Raw genomic sequence first — 17,040 nt, 5'->3', positions numbered from 1 at the left:
ATCCGTTCAAATGGTCCAAAAGGATTATCAGAAATGGCATAGGCGACTTTATAGTTTGGTCCGGTCCATCCTCCCTCCGACCACATAAAATAATACATACCATCCCGGATAAACATAAATGGTCCTTCGACATAACTCTCCGGAGTTACGTCCAGGAAATATTCACCATCCTCAAAGGGAAGCAAACCGGTAAATTCGTCATTCAATTTGACCACATTGCATTTGCCCCAACCGCCATAATACATCAGAAAACTGCCGTCCTTGTCTTTAAAAATAAATTGGTCAATCGGTTGGGCCCCATTGACTATTTCCTGTATCAAAGGTTTGCCCAATAAATCCTTGAATGGACCCTGTGGCTGATCGGCAACAGCTACACCTATTCCCCCAATTTCTCCCTCATGCACATCATTGGCGGCAAAAAAGAGAAAATATTTGCCTTTGTTTTCAATAACTCCCGGCGCCCACATGGCTGAATCAGCCCATTTGACCTCTGCTGTATCAATAATCCTCTCGTGCTTTGTCCAGTTGACCAGGTCAGGTGAGGAAAAACAATCCATAAAAAACTGCCGATGAAACTTGTCCGAATAGGTGGGATAAATCCAATATGTGTCCCCGTAAATGATGGCCTCAGGATCTGCATACCAACCTTCGAAAAGGGGATTGCCGGAATATTTTACGGTTTCATCCTGAACCTTATCCTTGCAGGAAAGGAGTATGGTAATCAATAGAAAATGGTATAGTAATTTATTCATTAGGAAAATGTTCGGATATGAATGTATGTACTTAATGATACCGTAAAATGGCAATTCAAATTAACTCTTGTCAGGAGATTGAATCAAGGATTCAACAAGCGTGCAACCATAATTCCGGACTGTGACTTATTTCCTTTCAAATAATCTTGTAAGGGCATTTCGGAAATCTCCACCTTCATATTCTTCGTCCCTGCATGCAACAAATGAATCCTACCGTTTTTTTCAATAGCAAATCCAACATGAACAATATCCAGGTTTTGCATAGAGGTGGTAATGGCAATCAGGTCACCGGAATTGATATTTTGCTCGTGGTTGACAATCTCTTCTTTGGGAATATAATGATAGGTTCTATTGCCGATGTCGGCCTCAGAAATCTTTAACCTATTGACATAATCCGGATTTCCCAACTGTGCATAATATTGGGGATTGGAAGTCATAAAACTTGGGTTATTGGCATAAACCTTACCACCAATTTCCTTGGTGACGTCTTTTAGTATTCCCTTTTGTTCATTCTGATAAATCCAGTCAGAAAAATAATGTAATCTTGAAGGATAACCTTTTCTGACGCCTTCCTGATACCTTAGTATTTCAAGTTCCCGCTCAAAATCCTCATAAGTAAATTGACCCTGTATCGCCAATCTTGTCAAAGTTACCACCGTTTCCAAAAAAGTCGTGCAGTCCAGTCCCGTCAGGTTGATCACCAATTTTTCCTCACCGGGAAGTTCAAGGGTTTTTTCCACATAAGGCGTGTTGAGAAACCATTTCCCGATTTCTATATTCAGTTCATTGGCCGACTTTTGGGAAAGATCCATTTCAGATATTTTCAGCAAATAGGTATCAAGCCGTTCCCTGCTTTCAGCCGTGCAAACGGTTTGGCTTTTTACTAAGAATGGAATGAGAAAGAAGAAAATGATTGGAATCAGGCGCATGGATTGATTAATAATTTGTGTTAAATATAAAAAAATGTTCTATTCCAATTCCAGTTTTTCAGGATTTTGCCATGTATTTTAATATTGGTGTCAATCAGTAACTTTTTCATTTATATTTATCCAAAAGATATTAGGTATATTTTTCTTTGTAATCAAAGGCCTGGTCAAGTTTTATTGCACCACTCCAGGTTTTATCAACCTCCACTCCAACAGCACCAAACCCATTACCACCATCACCTCAACCAAAAAATAAGCAACTCCCAAACCAGTCAACTCTGTATAGAAAAGATAGACAAGTCCCAAGGTCAGGCAGCAATACAGGAAATTGGCAATGCTGATACCAAAAAGAAAAGGCTTCCAATTACCCTTCAAGAAGTTATAGCAGTAAAAGGAATAAACCATAAAAGCCAATGCAATCAAGGTAAGAAACGTAAGAATATCCTTTGGCATCCCAAAATATTCCTGAAATGGCCTGAGTATTCCTAAAAGCAAAAAGGATGTCAGAAGGGCACCGAATCCATCAATAAGAAAAATGGTTTTTGGATGCGTTGTAACCTTGGTAAGGATGGTATTAATCAATTTTCCAATTTTAAAATTTTCCCAATTTTTCAATTTCAAATAATGAACATCGAATTTTGACGAGGAATAATCGAACCTTCCATCAATCCACCGGCCAGATCCTTATCGTATAATTCACCTTATCATCCGGCACATGGACAAGTATCGGAAAATCCCCTTGAGGTTTATAAATCGGCATATTGTAAATGATAGGTAGATTGCCAAAATCAGACTTTTCACCTTCAGCTTTTAATGAGAATTTCTGTCCATCTAGCCCAGGGAAATTGAATTCTTTTTCAAGATCAGGATGAAGGATAACTACGCAGTCCTTATCGTTTAGTCTGGGGATTCCGTGATACCATGGCAACTCTTCAAGGCCTTTCCATTCAAAATCCTTTTTGAGTTTGGGTAGAATGTCCTGAGAAAGAGCTGAAAAGCTAATTCCTAAGATGAAAACGAGACAAATAGAAATTGATTTTTTCATGACTCAATAAATCTTGGAGAGGGAATATTTAATTGATTTCCAGTCAATTTACGAAATAATAATGAAATAGTTGATTTTTAAATGATATATGCTTTGCGATATATAATTGAAATATGCCTTCGGCGATATGAAGTTGATATATGCCTTGCGATATATAGTTGAAACCCTCCTCAGGCGGGCAGGTATGCCTTCGGCGATATAACTTCCTTCATCATCCCTGATATGACAAAATAAAGCGCGGATGAGGAAATTATTTCAACCTTATTTCAATTTATTTCTATTATATTTCTTTTGTTTATCAACCCATGTTTTCATCAAAAAAGTCTATCATCCCAATCAAAATCCTCAACAGAAAGTAGGGAAACTTTTTCTTGAAACAATGGGTGTCTTGTATTGATGATATAACTATGTTCCCATGGAACCAAAGCTGATGGGACTTTCAAGGCTAGACTTTTTTGATTTCTGTACCAGTCAGAACCGATTTCTTGTAAAATCGGATAACTCTTGATTGACTTCCAATCTTTCGGCAATACATGAGCAGGAATTTCAAGCATATCTTTACTTCGAAGGTCTAATTGAATGGAGAGCATCCGATAACCTTGTCCCATGTGTATTCCGCTCCTATGGGCAAGCAATTCCAACACTGAAAGTGCAATAGACCCTCCTGCATATATAAAAAATTCTTCTTCCTTATTCCATCGATTGGCGATACCTGAAGCAATAAGCTGATATGCATATTTTTCTTTCCGGATGTTGTAGACAACCATCAATCAGACATTTTCACCATACTCCATTGCAGTCAGTCGGTTGTCCACCCACTTAATGCCGGAAATAGTATCCAAAAATCCAATTGGAGCCTTACCTCCTAAAAGCAAATTTTTAGCCTTCAGCCAATTTTCAAAGTTTTCGCTATTTTCAAAAACCTCCATTCCATGCTTGTATAGTGCAATAAGACTTAAAATATGTTCTTTAGTATTTTCCTTTAGATTTAGGTCTGTTTTGCACTTGTAATTCCTTAGAGTCTTGGCTGAAATATTGAGCCAATCAGATAAAACTGTGTCGGTCTGTCCAGTCAATTGATTCAAAATAACCAAGAATTCATGATCCATTTTACTCTCTGAGAGGTAGAAATAAAATTTAGAAAAATCGTGGATAGAAGGAATTTCTTCCAGGATCTTTTGCTGCTTTTTATCTAATACAGAAGCTGACATTTGGGAAGATTTTAATGAGAAATAAATATAAGAAATTTTACCTTTACTATATGGTAAATTTACCGATTTATTAATTATTCAAATTTTGAGATATAAAGCTTTGTCCTAGAATATTATATCTACCTTATAACAATCATATTTCAACTATATCTTTTTTTTCAATAATCTCTTCCACACCCTGGATCTGGCTTCTATTCCAATTCAATATCAACAAATATCCAGTATCTATAAATATCGATTTTCACTTTATTTCCATCTATTTCAATTTATTTATAAAGCTCCATATGAAGCTTCCTCAAAACATCAACAGGAAATTTAATCACCTTCCTATCATAAGTCATCAATCCATTGGTTTCGATTTCCACATCAGTAGTCTGGGTATAAACTGCTGCGGCTAGTCCTAAGGGAATCAGTGCTTTTAGGTCCACGATCAAACGCTGATATCTGACCAATAGCTCTTCCTCTGTTTTGAAGGATTGATAGCCCCAATTGTCCTTAATTTGCCAGGTATGTCCTTCCACAGGCAGACCCAATCCCCCATATTCACCTAAAACCAGGACATTTACTTTTCCAAATAAATCAGGCGAAGGCATCACAGGATCGGGATAATTATGGACGTCGAAGATATCTCCGGTGATTTTGTTTCCTTCCAATTCAAAATTACCACCGGAAGCAGAATTGACCAATCTTGTGGGATCATAAGCCTGTGTCCATTCGGTGATCTCTTTGGTTTTGAACTGTCCCCAAGCTTCATTGAAGGGTACCCAAACTACGATGGAAGGAAAATGATGAAATGCATCCATAATGGCTTTCCATTCTGTTTTGAAAATTTCTTCGGATTCGGGTGTTCTTTCTTTATTAAGCCCTTTACGATAAATGCCTGGTTTGGATTCCCATACATTTCCCATATCTCCGCTAGGCATGTCTTGCCAAACCAACATTCCCAGTTTATCGCAATGATAGTACCATCGGGCAGGTTCCACTTTGACATGCTTTCGGATCATATTGAACCCCATTTCTTGGGTTTTGATGATGTCAAATGCCAATGCTTCATCCGTAGGAGCGGTATACAATCCATCCGGCCACCAACCTTGATCCAAGGGGCCATATTGAAACAATGCTTTTTCGTTCAGTTCCATTACCTGCATGCCATTGGCATCATAGCCGATCGCGATTTTTCTTAAAGCTCCATAAGATTTAACCTGATCTATGACCCTATTGCCACGCTTCAGACTGATCTCAAAATCATACAAATGGGGATCATCTGGAGACCAGGATTTAGGATTGGGAATATCCAAACTGATACCTTTTCCAAGCCTACCATAAGTTTCTGAGATCAACTGACCGCCATCCAATGCTTTAATTTCCAAGGTATATTGACCTGAATTCAATTCACCTTCAGTTTCTACTAAAAACTTACCATTATCCCAATCAGGAGTTATTTTTAAAGCAGATATGTATGTCTCGGGAACAAATTCCAACCAAACAGTTTGCCAGATACCCGTCACAGGGGTGTACCAAATGCTACGTGGACGATTGATCTGTTTGCCTCTTGGTTGCGGTCCATCATCTGTTGAATCCCAAACCCGCACTGTGATTTCCTGTTGCTGACCTCTGTTCAATAAACCGGTGATATCAAAAGAAAAAGGATCATATCCTCCTTGGTGAATACCAGCAGATTTCCCATTCACAAACACCTCCGCTTCCCAATCTACTGCTCCGAAATGTAGAAGAACTTTTCCCTTTCTGTCTTTATTGGCAATACTCAATGTCTTTTTGTACCAAAGCTCTTTTTCAGCTCCAACAGGTTTCATGACACCTGATAAATAAGATTCCACAGGGAAAGGAACCGTAATTTTTCCCTGGAATTGTGTGGGGATAGGCTGCCCTTTTTCCAATATCGCATAATCCCATTGACCATTGATATTGGTCCAATTTTCCCTCACCATCTGTGGTCTTGGGTATTCCTGATGTGGTGCATTGGCATCGACTTTTTCTGCCCAAGGCGTCAGGATGGGATTTGTGTTGAGGGCTTGTGCCTGAAGAAAAATTGGTTGGAATAAAAAAGTGAATAAAATAAAATAGGTCGATAGATTTTTAAAACTTTTCATGTCTGGGTAAATTGTCTGGTTAGGAATTGATTATTTTGGATTTTTTAAAAATGAGATCATCATACTTCAGCCCCAAACCTGGACCTGTAGGTACTTTGATAAAACCATTTTCGATATCAAAATGAGGGTAATACCAATCTGGATATTTTTTCTTTCCTCCCGGAAACTCTTGGTATCCCTCCAATATAGTTGAAACGGATGCCAATTGGAAAAAGGGCGCTGCCAAGGGATCATCTTTGGGGCTATGAGGTGCAATCCTAAGTCAATTAGACATTGCCAATTTTTCTACATAAAATGCCCTGATAATTCCTCCATTATAGTACAAATCGGGTTGGAGAACATGATACACCTGGTTTTGGGCTATATCTTTCCATCTTAAATATGAAGTATCCTGTTCACCACCCGCCAGTTTCATGGTCTTCAGGCTGGCGGCTATCTTTTGATTGGATGCATAGTCCTCCCAATAACAGGGTTCCTCAAAGATAGACACACCATGCTCCTCGAGAAAAGAAGCCATTTTCAGACCTTCCTTAAGATCAAAAGAACTATTGGCGTCCGTATAAATAGTCAAGTCATCCCCAAAAGTTTTCCTCAACAACTGGATGAGGTTTTCCGAACGTCCAGGGGCAGCATCGGCATTCCGGCTCATCCGTCCTCCAACTTTAACTTTGACGGCCTTGGAACCAGTCTCTGCAAGCTGTTTTTCCAAGTTTGCGATTTCTTCCTCCGGGCCAGTTTCCCGGGTAAGGCTGGAAACATACATGGGGATTTCATGGCGGATTCTTTTTCCAAAGAAGTCTGAGGAAGGAATCCCTGCAGCTTTGCCCAACAAATCCATGACAGCAATTTCAATTTGACCAATACAATTGAACAATGGGATTCCGGAGTATTTATATACCCGCCTGTCATGAGATATGAAATCAAGAATCTGTTCGATATCCCGTGCATCTTTTCCAATAAAAAAAGGCTGTATCAACTTTTGCAGGATCCGTAACAGAAACTCCATCCTGAAATTAAGGACTGTGATTCCCTGAATCCCATCTTTAGAAGTGACTACAATAAACTTTTGGCCTACTGATTCCAGGATTTCGATTTTTTGTATGATTATAGGAAAGGGAATTTGCGATCGGATATTTAGAATTGGATCGGGATAAGTTCTAGATTCGGTTTGCAGTTGTGTTTTTTTTGAAAAATCCGCTGCAAAACCATTGGTCCCAACTAAAGAGAATAACAATGATCCCGAAAGAAATTTTCTTCTATCCATTTTGTATTATATGTTCTAATTCAACAATTTAACTACAATTTCTTTATTTTTTACTTCAATAATGGATTTATCCCTGCACACCTTAAGGAGATATTTATAAAGTTCTTCGCCTTTGCCCGAACTTGGATCATAAATTCTCAAAAAATTATCATCCTCTCTCCATAAGGGCAGCAAGGATGCCCCTTTAATATTTTTGTTCTGAATGGCAAGCTTTACCATCAATCCTTCTTTATACCTAAGGTATCGGTCATTCCATTTGTCATCAAAAACACCTTGTCCCAAACTATAAAATATTGGAGTTCCATGGTAAACTTCTACTTCCTGATATCGGTGGGGACCATGTCCGAAAACCACATCTGCGCCCGCATCTACCATGGCATGAGCAAGTTCATATTGGTATTCAATAGGATCATAGGTATCTGAGACACCCCAATGACAGGAAGCAACAACGATATCTACTTGGGATTTCATTATCCTGATGTTTTCTTTCAGTAACTCCAGTTCCTTTTCATCTACCCAAGTTTTGACTATTGGAGGTTGTCCCGGTTTGTCCAATTGTAGAGGAGGCTGGTAGGCAGTATGGATTTTGATACCATTTATTCCTGGCTGGTCCAAAGTTGCGGCATGGTTGACTGGAAAGATGGTTGCTGCATATTGGATAAAACCAACCTTCAGACCGGCTTTTTCCAATATCACAGGTTTTCTTGCAGATTCCAAATTCATCCCCCCTCCTGTAAAAGGAACCCCGACACTGTCAAGTACTTCCTTACTTCTTACAAATGCCTGCCAAGGGTAGGTCACATTATTAGCTACTCCTACCGCGTCAATACCTGCTGCCGATATTGCCTTTACTTGATCAGCTGATGAATGGGACCAATTCTTATGGGGAATATCCGGACCTCCATCTGGATTCCATCCTTTTGCAAAAGGACCTTCCAAGTTCATGAAAATAAAGTCGGCTTTCCGAAGGGTAGTTAGAAGAAATTGATAAGCTTCTTCCGGTTTCTCTCTGTTTTGGATGTTGTTGTCTCCCATTAAGAAGATGGATTGAGTTCCGGTAATAGATTGAGCACTAACAAAGTTTATGATCCAGGATATACAAAAAATGAACAGACAAATGAAAGATAACTTTAAGTTCTTTACCTCCATTTCGAATCAGTTGAATTTAAAATCAAGGATAGTTTTGGTTGCATTTATAATGCCTTTACTTATCATGCAGAACATGGTAGGTACTCCAATAAACTCCCCTATCAGATCATCATTTATAGAAATACTGTTTTTTGTTGGTGATAAGTCTAAGAGAAATTTATCCTGTGGATTGAATATTTTTTTTGGGGTTGAATTCTTATTGGGATTTTTTAATGCCTTTGCAACCATTTTGAAATGTTCGGACAACTTTGTATTGACATTTATCATTCCTTCTATCCATTCCATAGGCATACCCTCTGTTGCTTTTAAGGTATGATATTTAATAATGGTCCTTGTTCCCAAAGTTTGGAATAGTTGTTCAATTTCGATTTCATTTAACTCACTTAAATCTGAATTTTTTAAGTAAAAATGATTTACTGTCATTGCATCGAGTTCAGTTGCTTTTTGTGGATCGGTGAAAAACTGAAGTGAATCATTTCTTTTAAATGTTTCTAAAATGGTGTATGCAGTAAGATTTCCCAGACAATAAGCCAAGAATTCACGGTTCTCCTCGGATCTTTTATTGCTGACAAAACTCTGATAGGCATTAGTTAGTTGACTTTGTATGTCTTCACCGGTAGCCAATCCGAACTTTCCTGCCATAAATGCATTTCCGGAAGATTTGCCATTAATATTTGGCCTTAAGATTCTTTCTATATCAGGTCTTTGCGTATCACTGAAAGTCAAAACCTTCTGTACCTGCATCATACAGAAACTTAAAGTCAATGAAGGAAAAATCTTTTCCAATTCTTCTTGGTCGTATTGAAATGCAAAACCTTCAAATGGTATATAGCTGCCCAATGCTGCCATAGATGAATATTGTATAAATGATCTTCTGTTCATAATTCAAATTCTAAATGGTGGGTGAAAATTTTCAAGTGCATCATAAATTTCGTCCTTAGAAATCTCATTCTTCAAAAACCTATCTGAACTTTGGATAAAGTACAATGCTTTCGCTATGCCTTGGGCATATATAGATTGATCTTGTGCTTCAATTAAGGCTTTGTCTAATTCAGCTTCTTGAACTTCTTCTTTTTGGGACTTCTTTGCTAATCTGATCAAATGATCATCTGTGTTGAAAAAGTTTATCCTCCGAATGTAAAAATCGATCTTTTCAGGGTCAGGAAAATGATAGGCATTCACGTAGGTTTTAAATTGTTCGGAGTATTTCTGGAAACCCGAATGGAAGGTTTTTTCAGCTTCTTCAGCATTTTTGACCTTTTTATTGCTGTGCTGGATTCCATACATTTCCGAAGTGACTGTGCCACTTATCAGTAATTCCAGGTCTTCAATTCTAAAATATTTCCCGGTTGGATGATCATTAAACCTGTCTGAAAGAATATATTCGTTGAAATCAATCGTTTTAAAAATAGTTTCCAGTTTACCATTTTCCAGAACATGATTGTAGGTAATGGCATCCTGGTAGATTTCGCCTTCATCCGCAGAGAAACTAGGTCCTGGCGGAATGGTCCCTGTTCTCTTGATAGAATGAGGTTTGGTCACCAAGTCAATTGCCCTATGGATATTCCAACCCAAAGCAGCGGAAACCATCTTTAAGTTCTCTTGTTCTTTGGATTTGTCTTTTTCCTGCGTTTTTGCTTTTTCCAACAAGGGTACAGCGTATAAATGATTGCCCCTTGAAGCACTTGCATAAAAAGCATGATCAGGATACTTCCTGATTGCATTGGTTATGTATGCATGGAAGTTTTTTCGAATGGGGACCATTTTGGCTACATCATTAAAAAATGCAGCATGGGAAATCAATTCAGACATAAGAGTGAGGGTTAGAAAAGTCCTTTCCTGTTTTGGGATTAATCGAGCAGGAAAGGACTTTATGTTAATTAATAACTTGGGTTTTGGGAAAGGTTCGGATTCACATCAAGGTCTCTGGCAGGTATCGGCCACAGAATTCTTGCAGGATCAGTCAACCTGGGGGCACATAATTCCAAGGCCCTGTTGGTTCTTACCAAATCATGCCACCTGTGTCCTTCAAGCGATAGCTCCAACATTCTCTCTTTTTCAATTGCCAACCTCAATTCCTGTTGGGTCAATCCAGAATAGCTTGGAATTCCGGCCCTTTGCCGGATTAAATTCAAATCTTCCAATGCTTGGCCTACATTGCCTTGCTCATTCAAAATTTCAGCTTTCAACAAAATCAAATCAGATAACCTCAAAAAGATGATATTGGTGGCCTGAGGTAACCTAGTAGCTTCATTGACATCATTCCTTTCATACTTTCTTGTATAATGAATGTTGTTATGAAAAGCAAGGCTAACCGCATAGCGTAAATCATCCGGATTTTCGTTATAAGCATCTATCAGTTTTTGAGTAGGTATAACCCTAGGAATATTGTTAGGGTAAGGAACTGTTTCCTGTTCCAACTGATGGCCGGTAATACCTGTATTTGGCCTGTAGGACATTTCCAATAAAGTCTCAGAAGAATTTTGTTGGCCAACCCTGAAAATGGATTCATAATTTTCTCCCGGAACAAGTGAATATTGGCCGTCTGAAAGGATTTCGTTGATTTTTACCAATGCTGCTTCTCTATCACCAGGACCATTTCTATAGGTATATAATTTTACGAGGTACCCCTTTGCAGTGCCTTTGGCAACTCTTGCCCTATTAGGGTGGCTGGATGATAGCAGTTCTTCAGCTTCCTGGAAATCAGCAATAATCTGCTCGAATACTTCCGATTGTGGATTTTTTGGGATCTGAAAATCTTGATTCCCTGAGGTACTCGGTGAAATTACAATTGGGATATCACCAAAAAGCCTGGTTAAAATAAAATGTGCCAGTCCCCTTAAAAAAATAGCTTCACCAAGAATCTGATTTCTGTTGTTAAATGCAGGATCTTCAATAATTGGAACATTGACAATAAGATCATTGGCCCTTTGGATCAATTGATAATAATCCTGCCAGACATTACCCACATTACCTTGAACAGGAGTGGGTTCAAAGTTATGATGCCTGGTGAAATTTCCTCCCCTAGTCATAATAGCCTCGTCAGACATTACCGAAGGTGCTGAAATCAGGTTATCAGCCACTGAGAAATGTAATCTGTTATAGATACTCATTAAAGCAGCTTCTGCATTGCTGCCTGTCGTATAGAAATTGTCAGAAAGTATCTGACTCACAGGCTGTATATCCAATACATTACAAGCACTTACAGAAGAAAATATTAATATGATTATGATTAGCTTTTTCATGTCTTTGTTGATTAAATTCCAAGATTGATACCTACCATATATACCCTAGGTTGTGGTTGATTAAGATAATCTACCCCTAAGATTGGTACTCCGGTTCCCAAATTCTGATTCTCGGGATCAAAACCTGTGTAATTGGTCCAGGTCCATAAATTCTGACCTGCTACATAAATTCTCGCCGATCCTATTTTAAGTCTTTCTGTCAGGCTTGTAGGGAAAGTGTAGGAGAAAGTTATATTTCTCATCCTCAAAAAACTTCCATTTTCCAAAAACCTGGAAGATGCATCGTTTGGTGCATTTCCTGCTACAGAAGAAGTGGCATACAAGGCTCTTGGCATCTGCGTAACATCACCTTGATTTCTCCATCTCTGCAAAGTTGCGGTTGTCTGATTGTATTCCTCGGACATAGAGGTAAGCACCGCATTGGTCATGTTGTAAATGTCATTGCCATAAGACCAGTTGAACAGGATGTTGAGTGCAAAGTTTTTGTAGGAAAAATTGTTTGTGAATCCACCAATATGCTGCGGAAGGGCATTACCGATTATTGTCCTATCATTGGTTCTGTCAAAAACCCCATCATCATTCAGGTCAATAAACCTGGCGTCTCCGCCACGTAAACCTCTGTTAAAAAGAAGGCCAGGTACTGATTCATCAGTTGGGTAAACACCATCATAAACATACCCGATAAATGTACCTACAGGCTGGCCAACCCGGTAAAGGCCATAAGGACCTTCAGCTCCAAATGCATCAGGAAGTTTGAAAATAAAATCAGAACCTTGCGAGCCGTTCTCAGGAAGCTCAAGGATTTTCACCCTATTAAAGGAAATATTAAAATCAGTAACCCATTTAAATTGACCTGTAAGGATATTTGCAGAAAGGGCCAGTTCCAATCCTCTGTTTTCCATTTTCCCTATATTTGCAAGACCTATACTGGAAAATCCCGATGTCCAAGGTAGTTGAAATGGGAATAAAAGGTCATTGGTCACTTTATTATAAGCATCTGCAATGACGGACACCCTTCCGTTTAGAATAGAGAAATCCAAACCAAAATTAGTGGTAGTAGTGGATTCCCAGCCTAAATCCTGATTGGGAATATTTTGTTGGGCGATTCCTGGATTTCCATCATAATTTGAACCCGGATTATACAAAGCCCTTGATGCAAAATTGGAAATGCCATCTTGATTCCCGGTAACTCCGACACCAAACCTCAACTTCAAATCAGAGACAAATGAAGAGTTTTTTAGGAATTCTTCCTCCGATAATCGCCATCCTAATGAAAGTCCTGGAAAGGTCCCATACCTTTTATTTGAACCAAACCTAGATGAACCATCAACCCTAACTGTTCCTTCTGCCAAATAGCGTTCTTTGTATGAATAATTGAACCTTCCAAAATAGGAAATCAATCCCCAGCCGGTAATATTCTGATTTGGAATATTGGGAGTGGAAATCGCACCGATCGTTTTAATGATATCAGATCCTGCACCGACCCCTCCGGCACTTAAAAAATTAAGGTTGGATTGTTGGGTGCCAAATCCTATAAGTCCTGTGAAATTATGCCCCCCACTAAACTGCTTCGTGTAAACCAATGTATTGTCATTGATGAGCGTTTGTTCGTCAAGCATAAATGCATTAGCCTGCGCATTCCCTTGCGTACCAACTACAATACTGGGAACGAATAAATTCTGTCTGTCATCATTGTAATCTACACCAAAAATACTCCTGAAAACCAAGCCTTTAGTCAGAGTAAATTCACCATAAACATTGGTCACTATCCTACGTTGGTTCCCATTAAACGTAACCTCGTTGGCCAGCATAACGGGATTTTCTGTTCCTAATGGATCGATTGAATATGAGCCATCCTGGTCGAATACCGGTAAATTTGGATTTCTGATAAGTGCCTGTGCTAAAACTGATCTTCCACTGAACCCTGTTTCGATTCTATCCTGCAGGGTATTACTTAAAGTGGTAGATGTTCCGATTTTAAGGTTTTTAGTGGCTTGGTAATCTATATTATATCTTAAAGAAAATCTTTTGAAGTCCTGAGCAACAATGGTTCCCTCCTGTCTGAAATAACCAAATGAGACAAAAGTGTTGATTTTTTCATTTCCACCTGAAATAGATAAGGCGTAATTTTCTATTCGAGCTGGTCGGAAAATCTCATCCTGGTAATTGGTATTTACTCCGGTATTTTCAATTTCATTAAATGGAGGGTTGTTGATAAGGTTTGGATTTCTATTATTCAAGGCATCTGACAATAAATCAACAAATTGAGAACCATTTAAGAGATCTAATTTTCTCCAGACGTTTTGTACTCCCGTATATGCATCAAAACTGATTTTAGCCTCCCCTGCTTTTCCTCTTTTGGTTGTGATCAAAATTACACCATTGGACCCTCTGGACCCATAAATAGCCGTAGCAGCCGCATCTTTCAAAATTTCCATTGATTCAATATCATTTGGATTGATATCCGCCAATGGTGACAGTCTTTGACCTCCAGAAGCAACACCTGTACTGGCATTGAGGGGAACCCCATCTATAACATATAATGGCCTGGATTCACCAAGAAGGGAGGCCGTGCCCCTTACCCTTACAAAAACTTCCCCTCCGGGTGTACCTGAATTTTGGACAATCTGCACTCCCGGAGCTTTTCCCTGCAACAATGCTTCAGGACTCGAAACTGCAATTTCCCTTACATCCACTTGCCTCACCGATGAAATAGCACCTGTTACATCCCTTTTGTTCTGAGTGCCAAATCCAACAACAACAACTTCTGATAAAGAAGAGGAGTCTTCTACCAATATTATCTCATAAAAATTCCGGTTATCAATTGTAAGGATTTTGGTTTCGAATCCGATGAATGATATTTGTAATACCGCTCCTTCAGGCGCATCAACAGCAAACCTGCCATCAATATCAGTCACCACCCCACTTATAGAACCTTTGACAAGAATAGTTGCCCCAGGTAAGGGATTCCCGGATTCATCAATTACCCGACCACTGATATTGATCAGCTGAATTATTGCTTCTTCTTGTTTTGGCTTCGATTTGTTTTGTTTAACTGAAATCCTTTCGTTCACTTGCCTGAAAGAAAGATTATGGGATGCTGCCAAAGAATATAGAATTGATTCTAAGCTTTCATTTTTGATTTGAAGGTTGACAGATTTAGTTTTGGATATGTTTTCCCTATCATAAATAAAATAGAATTCACTGTTTTTTGACAATACTTCAAAAACTTCTCCTAGCGATTTATTCTGAAATTCAAGGTTGAAATTAACCTCTTTAAGATCAAATCTATTTTGGGCGTTACCGTTTGAAGCTAGTAGCAAATTAATGCACAACAATTGTAGAAAGAATCCATACATATAGTATTTTCCTATCATACACAGTAGGTGTAATGTTTTTTTCATAATTTTGGTTGTTTTATTGTTAATCAATAGGACATTCAAGGAAATCAGAGAGGCCTGAGAAACTTAGCTGGTTTCCTTTTTTCAATGCTTTTATCTTTTCATAGGCATATTATTTAAATTTTATCTTTATTTCTTTTTGATCAATTTCATATTCAAAGCCAAATGTAAAGCCCAGAGAATTCAGAACATTTGACAGATAATCCTTGTGGAATTCGGCATTTACCAAAATATTTTTCTTGGGAAAACCAGTGATATAAATCTTAACCCCATACCATCTCTCCAATTCTCCCCGAACTTCCTCCAGTGTCGCATTACTAAATGCCAGAATTCCATCTTTCCACTTAAAAGCTTCATTGATATTAAAATCCCTTAACCATATTTCTTTTGATGAATCTGTAAAAACTTCCTGACCTGGAACCAAGATTAATTTTTCCTGGAGTTTATCTTCATTGGAAACAGAAATCATTCCCGAAGCCAATTGAATCTTGGTATTAGATTCACCATAACTTCTGATATTAAATGAGGTTCCAAGAGCTTCTGTGGTTAGGTTTCCAGTATTTACCCTGAAGGGAAGAACAGAATCCGGAGCTACTTCAAAAAAAGCTTCTCCGTTCAAATACAAGTTCCGGTTGTTGATGGCAAAATCTTCTGAATATGTAAGCTCTGAATCTGAATTAAGAAAAACATTAGATCCATCAGGAAGAATTATTCTTGTCTTTTGGCCTGGCGGACTGACTTTTGAAATGTATTGAAAGGTAGGAATATCCCTGTCTAATTGAGAAGAAATTTTATTATACCACGAAAAATCCCTAACCAAAAAAGCTAGCCCAAAAACAATGATTAAAATCGCAAAGACAGGAGCAAAGGTGTATTTATTTTTTTTAGTAAAATAATTCTTTGTTTGGGAATATTGATATCTAGACTTTATTTCAACCTGAAGTCTTTTTAGAAGTTCTGCCTTTCTATCTTGGGTCCATTCATCCTCATTGGGATTTAACTCCTTTAAAATCTTCTTTGCAATTAAATATACATTTTTCTTATCCTGATTTTTCTCAAGCCAATTTTCCCAACCAGCATCTTTTTGATCCTGGAAGACCATGTCTTTAAAGGATTTATCCTCAAGCAAATTTATCAATTCCTCAATCTGGTTCACGGAATGTTTGTTTGTTTATATATAAAAGAGAAATAGAAACAATAATTCTCACTTCAAAAAATGAAATAAAGTAAATATTTAAAGTATTGATAACAAAATAAAATGATTATTATAAATTTTAAAATAAAACCTCAAATACATTAAAAAAAATTCAATCGTTGATTTTCCAAAAAACTATAGAGATCCAAATTGATTGAGCAGTATTTTGTTTTTTCAGAAGAAACTGATACATGATTTTCAATGCCTTGGAGACGAGGTTGTAAAGAGAATTGACTTGGATATCCATTAATTTAGATACCTCTTCATAAGAAAGTCCCTCGATGTATTTCAAAAAAACAGCCTCACGCTGTCTGTCAGAAAGCAGATTGACAGCCATTTTTATATTCTCATTTGATTCCAACATGATCTGATTTTCCGTAAGAATTTCCAAAAATGACTGTTCCCATTGATAATTAAAGGCTTCGCTTTCCAATGAAACGGAATTTTTATTTTTAGAAACTTCCTTAATTACTTCTCTTTTAAAAATCTTCAGTAAATAGAATTTCAAGGAATATTCTATTTTTATCCTTTCCCTGTTATCCCAAATTTTTAAAAACGATTCATGAATACAATCTTCTATCAATGACTGATTTTGGGTCAGTTTTTTGCCATATCTGAAAAGTACATCTGAATATTTATTGTATAGAATATCAAAAGCTTTATGATTTCCTTTTGAGATCAATTCAATCAATTCAAAATCATTTATTGTATTAATATCCATTTTAATTATAAATAGTATTT

General features: G+C 37.8%; 16 protein-coding genes. All 16 read right to left on the bottom strand.

Going from position 1 to position 17,040, the window contains the following annotated elements:
* The coding region (locus tag ACEW8U_RS15850) for a glycoside hydrolase family 43 protein (RefSeq protein ID WP_373523030.1) at positions 1 to 752 on the bottom strand (752 nt) is incomplete at its 3' end.
* Between the two features lie 83 nt (positions 753 to 835).
* On the bottom strand, positions 836 to 1,681 hold the full coding sequence (locus tag ACEW8U_RS15845) for an N-acetylmuramoyl-L-alanine amidase-like domain-containing protein (RefSeq protein WP_373523029.1): 846 nt from the start codon (positions 1,679 to 1,681) through the stop codon (positions 836 to 838).
* Between the two features lie 171 nt (positions 1,682 to 1,852).
* A complete protein-coding gene (locus tag ACEW8U_RS15840) occupies positions 1,853 to 2,260 on the bottom strand; it encodes a hypothetical protein (RefSeq protein WP_373523028.1) in 408 nt (135 codons plus the stop codon).
* Between the two features lie 82 nt (positions 2,261 to 2,342).
* A complete protein-coding gene (locus ACEW8U_RS15835) occupies positions 2,343 to 2,723 on the bottom strand; it encodes a hypothetical protein (protein ID WP_373523027.1) in 381 nt (126 codons plus the stop codon).
* Positions 2,724 to 3,037: 314 nt separating this feature from the next.
* On the bottom strand, positions 3,038 to 3,490 hold the full coding sequence (locus ACEW8U_RS15830; RefSeq protein WP_373523026.1) for an RES family NAD+ phosphorylase: 453 nt from the start codon (positions 3,488 to 3,490) through the stop codon (positions 3,038 to 3,040).
* 3 nt (positions 3,491 to 3,493) lie between these two features.
* Positions 3,494 to 3,934 (bottom strand): antitoxin Xre/MbcA/ParS toxin-binding domain-containing protein, encoded by a 441-nt coding sequence (locus ACEW8U_RS15825; RefSeq protein WP_373523025.1) that lies wholly within the window; start codon positions 3,932 to 3,934, stop codon positions 3,494 to 3,496.
* Between the two features lie 266 nt (positions 3,935 to 4,200).
* Positions 4,201 to 6,045, bottom strand: coding sequence for a glycoside hydrolase family 2 protein (locus ACEW8U_RS15820; RefSeq protein ID WP_373523024.1), 1,845 nt, complete (start codon positions 6,043 to 6,045; stop codon positions 4,201 to 4,203).
* 19 nt (positions 6,046 to 6,064) lie between these two features.
* Entirely contained in the window at positions 6,065 to 6,271 is a 207-nt protein-coding gene (locus ACEW8U_RS15815) for a hypothetical protein (protein ID WP_373523023.1), read from the bottom strand.
* A gap of 36 nt (positions 6,272 to 6,307) precedes the next feature.
* Positions 6,308 to 7,309, bottom strand: a complete 1,002-nt coding sequence (locus ACEW8U_RS15810) for an enolase C-terminal domain-like protein (protein ID WP_373523022.1) — start codon at positions 7,307 to 7,309, stop codon at positions 6,308 to 6,310.
* Between the two features lie 15 nt (positions 7,310 to 7,324).
* The gene (locus tag ACEW8U_RS15805; protein ID WP_373523021.1) at positions 7,325 to 8,344 is read right to left on the bottom strand and encodes a CapA family protein; all 1,020 of its coding nucleotides are present in this window, start codon (positions 8,342 to 8,344) and stop codon (positions 7,325 to 7,327) included.
* Between the two features lie 120 nt (positions 8,345 to 8,464).
* On the bottom strand, positions 8,465 to 9,340 hold the full coding sequence (locus ACEW8U_RS15800; RefSeq protein WP_373523020.1) for a hypothetical protein: 876 nt from the start codon (positions 9,338 to 9,340) through the stop codon (positions 8,465 to 8,467).
* A 3-nt stretch (positions 9,341 to 9,343) separates the two neighbouring features.
* Positions 9,344 to 10,270, bottom strand: a complete 927-nt coding sequence (locus tag ACEW8U_RS15795) for a hypothetical protein (RefSeq protein ID WP_373523019.1) — start codon at positions 10,268 to 10,270, stop codon at positions 9,344 to 9,346.
* Between the two features lie 68 nt (positions 10,271 to 10,338).
* The gene (locus ACEW8U_RS15790; protein ID WP_373523018.1) at positions 10,339 to 11,703 is read right to left on the bottom strand and encodes a RagB/SusD family nutrient uptake outer membrane protein; all 1,365 of its coding nucleotides are present in this window, start codon (positions 11,701 to 11,703) and stop codon (positions 10,339 to 10,341) included.
* A gap of 11 nt (positions 11,704 to 11,714) precedes the next feature.
* Positions 11,715 to 15,107: a TonB-dependent receptor gene (locus ACEW8U_RS15785; protein WP_373523017.1), complete on the bottom strand. Its 3,393-nt coding sequence runs from the start codon at positions 15,105 to 15,107 to the stop codon at positions 11,715 to 11,717.
* 109 nt (positions 15,108 to 15,216) lie between these two features.
* The gene (locus ACEW8U_RS15780) at positions 15,217 to 16,260 is read right to left on the bottom strand and encodes a FecR family protein (protein WP_373523016.1); all 1,044 of its coding nucleotides are present in this window, start codon (positions 16,258 to 16,260) and stop codon (positions 15,217 to 15,219) included.
* Positions 16,261 to 16,411: 151 nt separating this feature from the next.
* Positions 16,412 to 17,020: an RNA polymerase sigma factor gene (locus ACEW8U_RS15775; protein ID WP_373523015.1), complete on the bottom strand. Its 609-nt coding sequence runs from the start codon at positions 17,018 to 17,020 to the stop codon at positions 16,412 to 16,414.
* Positions 17,021 to 17,040 lie beyond the last annotated feature (20 nt).

The organism is Aquiflexum sp., from assembly GCF_041751335.1.
GTDB lineage: Bacteria > Bacteroidota > Bacteroidia > Cytophagales > Cyclobacteriaceae > Aquiflexum.
This window is presented reverse-complemented; position numbering and strand designations above follow the sequence as displayed.

Excerpts from the sequence above, each read along its gene's own strand:
- ACEW8U_RS15845 (WP_373523029.1), bottom strand. The coding sequence starts at position 1,681 with ATGCGCCTGATTCCAATCATTTTCTTCTTTCTCATTCCATTCTTAGTA.
- ACEW8U_RS15835 (WP_373523027.1), bottom strand. The coding sequence starts at position 2,723 with ATGAAAAAATCAATTTCTATTTGTCTCGTTTTCATCTTAGGAATTAGC.
- ACEW8U_RS15830 (WP_373523026.1), bottom strand. The coding sequence starts at position 3,490 with ATGGTTGTCTACAACATCCGGAAAGAAAAATATGCATATCAGCTTATT.
- ACEW8U_RS15825 (WP_373523025.1), bottom strand. The coding sequence starts at position 3,934 with ATGTCAGCTTCTGTATTAGATAAAAAGCAGCAAAAGATCCTGGAAGAA.
- ACEW8U_RS15820 (WP_373523024.1), bottom strand. The coding sequence starts at position 6,045 with ATGAAAAGTTTTAAAAATCTATCGACCTATTTTATTTTATTCACTTTT.
- ACEW8U_RS15810 (WP_373523022.1), bottom strand. The coding sequence starts at position 7,309 with ATGGATAGAAGAAAATTTCTTTCGGGATCATTGTTATTCTCTTTAGTT.
- ACEW8U_RS15805 (WP_373523021.1), bottom strand. The coding sequence starts at position 8,344 with ATGGGAGACAACAACATCCAAAACAGAGAGAAACCGGAAGAAGCTTAT.
- ACEW8U_RS15800 (WP_373523020.1), bottom strand. The coding sequence starts at position 9,340 with ATGAACAGAAGATCATTTATACAATATTCATCTATGGCAGCATTGGGC.
- ACEW8U_RS15795 (WP_373523019.1), bottom strand. The coding sequence starts at position 10,270 with ATGTCTGAATTGATTTCCCATGCTGCATTTTTTAATGATGTAGCCAAA.
- ACEW8U_RS15790 (WP_373523018.1), bottom strand. The coding sequence starts at position 11,703 with ATGAAAAAGCTAATCATAATCATATTAATATTTTCTTCTGTAAGTGCT.
- ACEW8U_RS15785 (WP_373523017.1), bottom strand. The coding sequence starts at position 15,107 with ATGAAAAAAACATTACACCTACTGTGTATGATAGGAAAATACTATATG.
- ACEW8U_RS15775 (WP_373523015.1), bottom strand. The coding sequence starts at position 17,020 with ATGGATATTAATACAATAAATGATTTTGAATTGATTGAATTGATCTCA.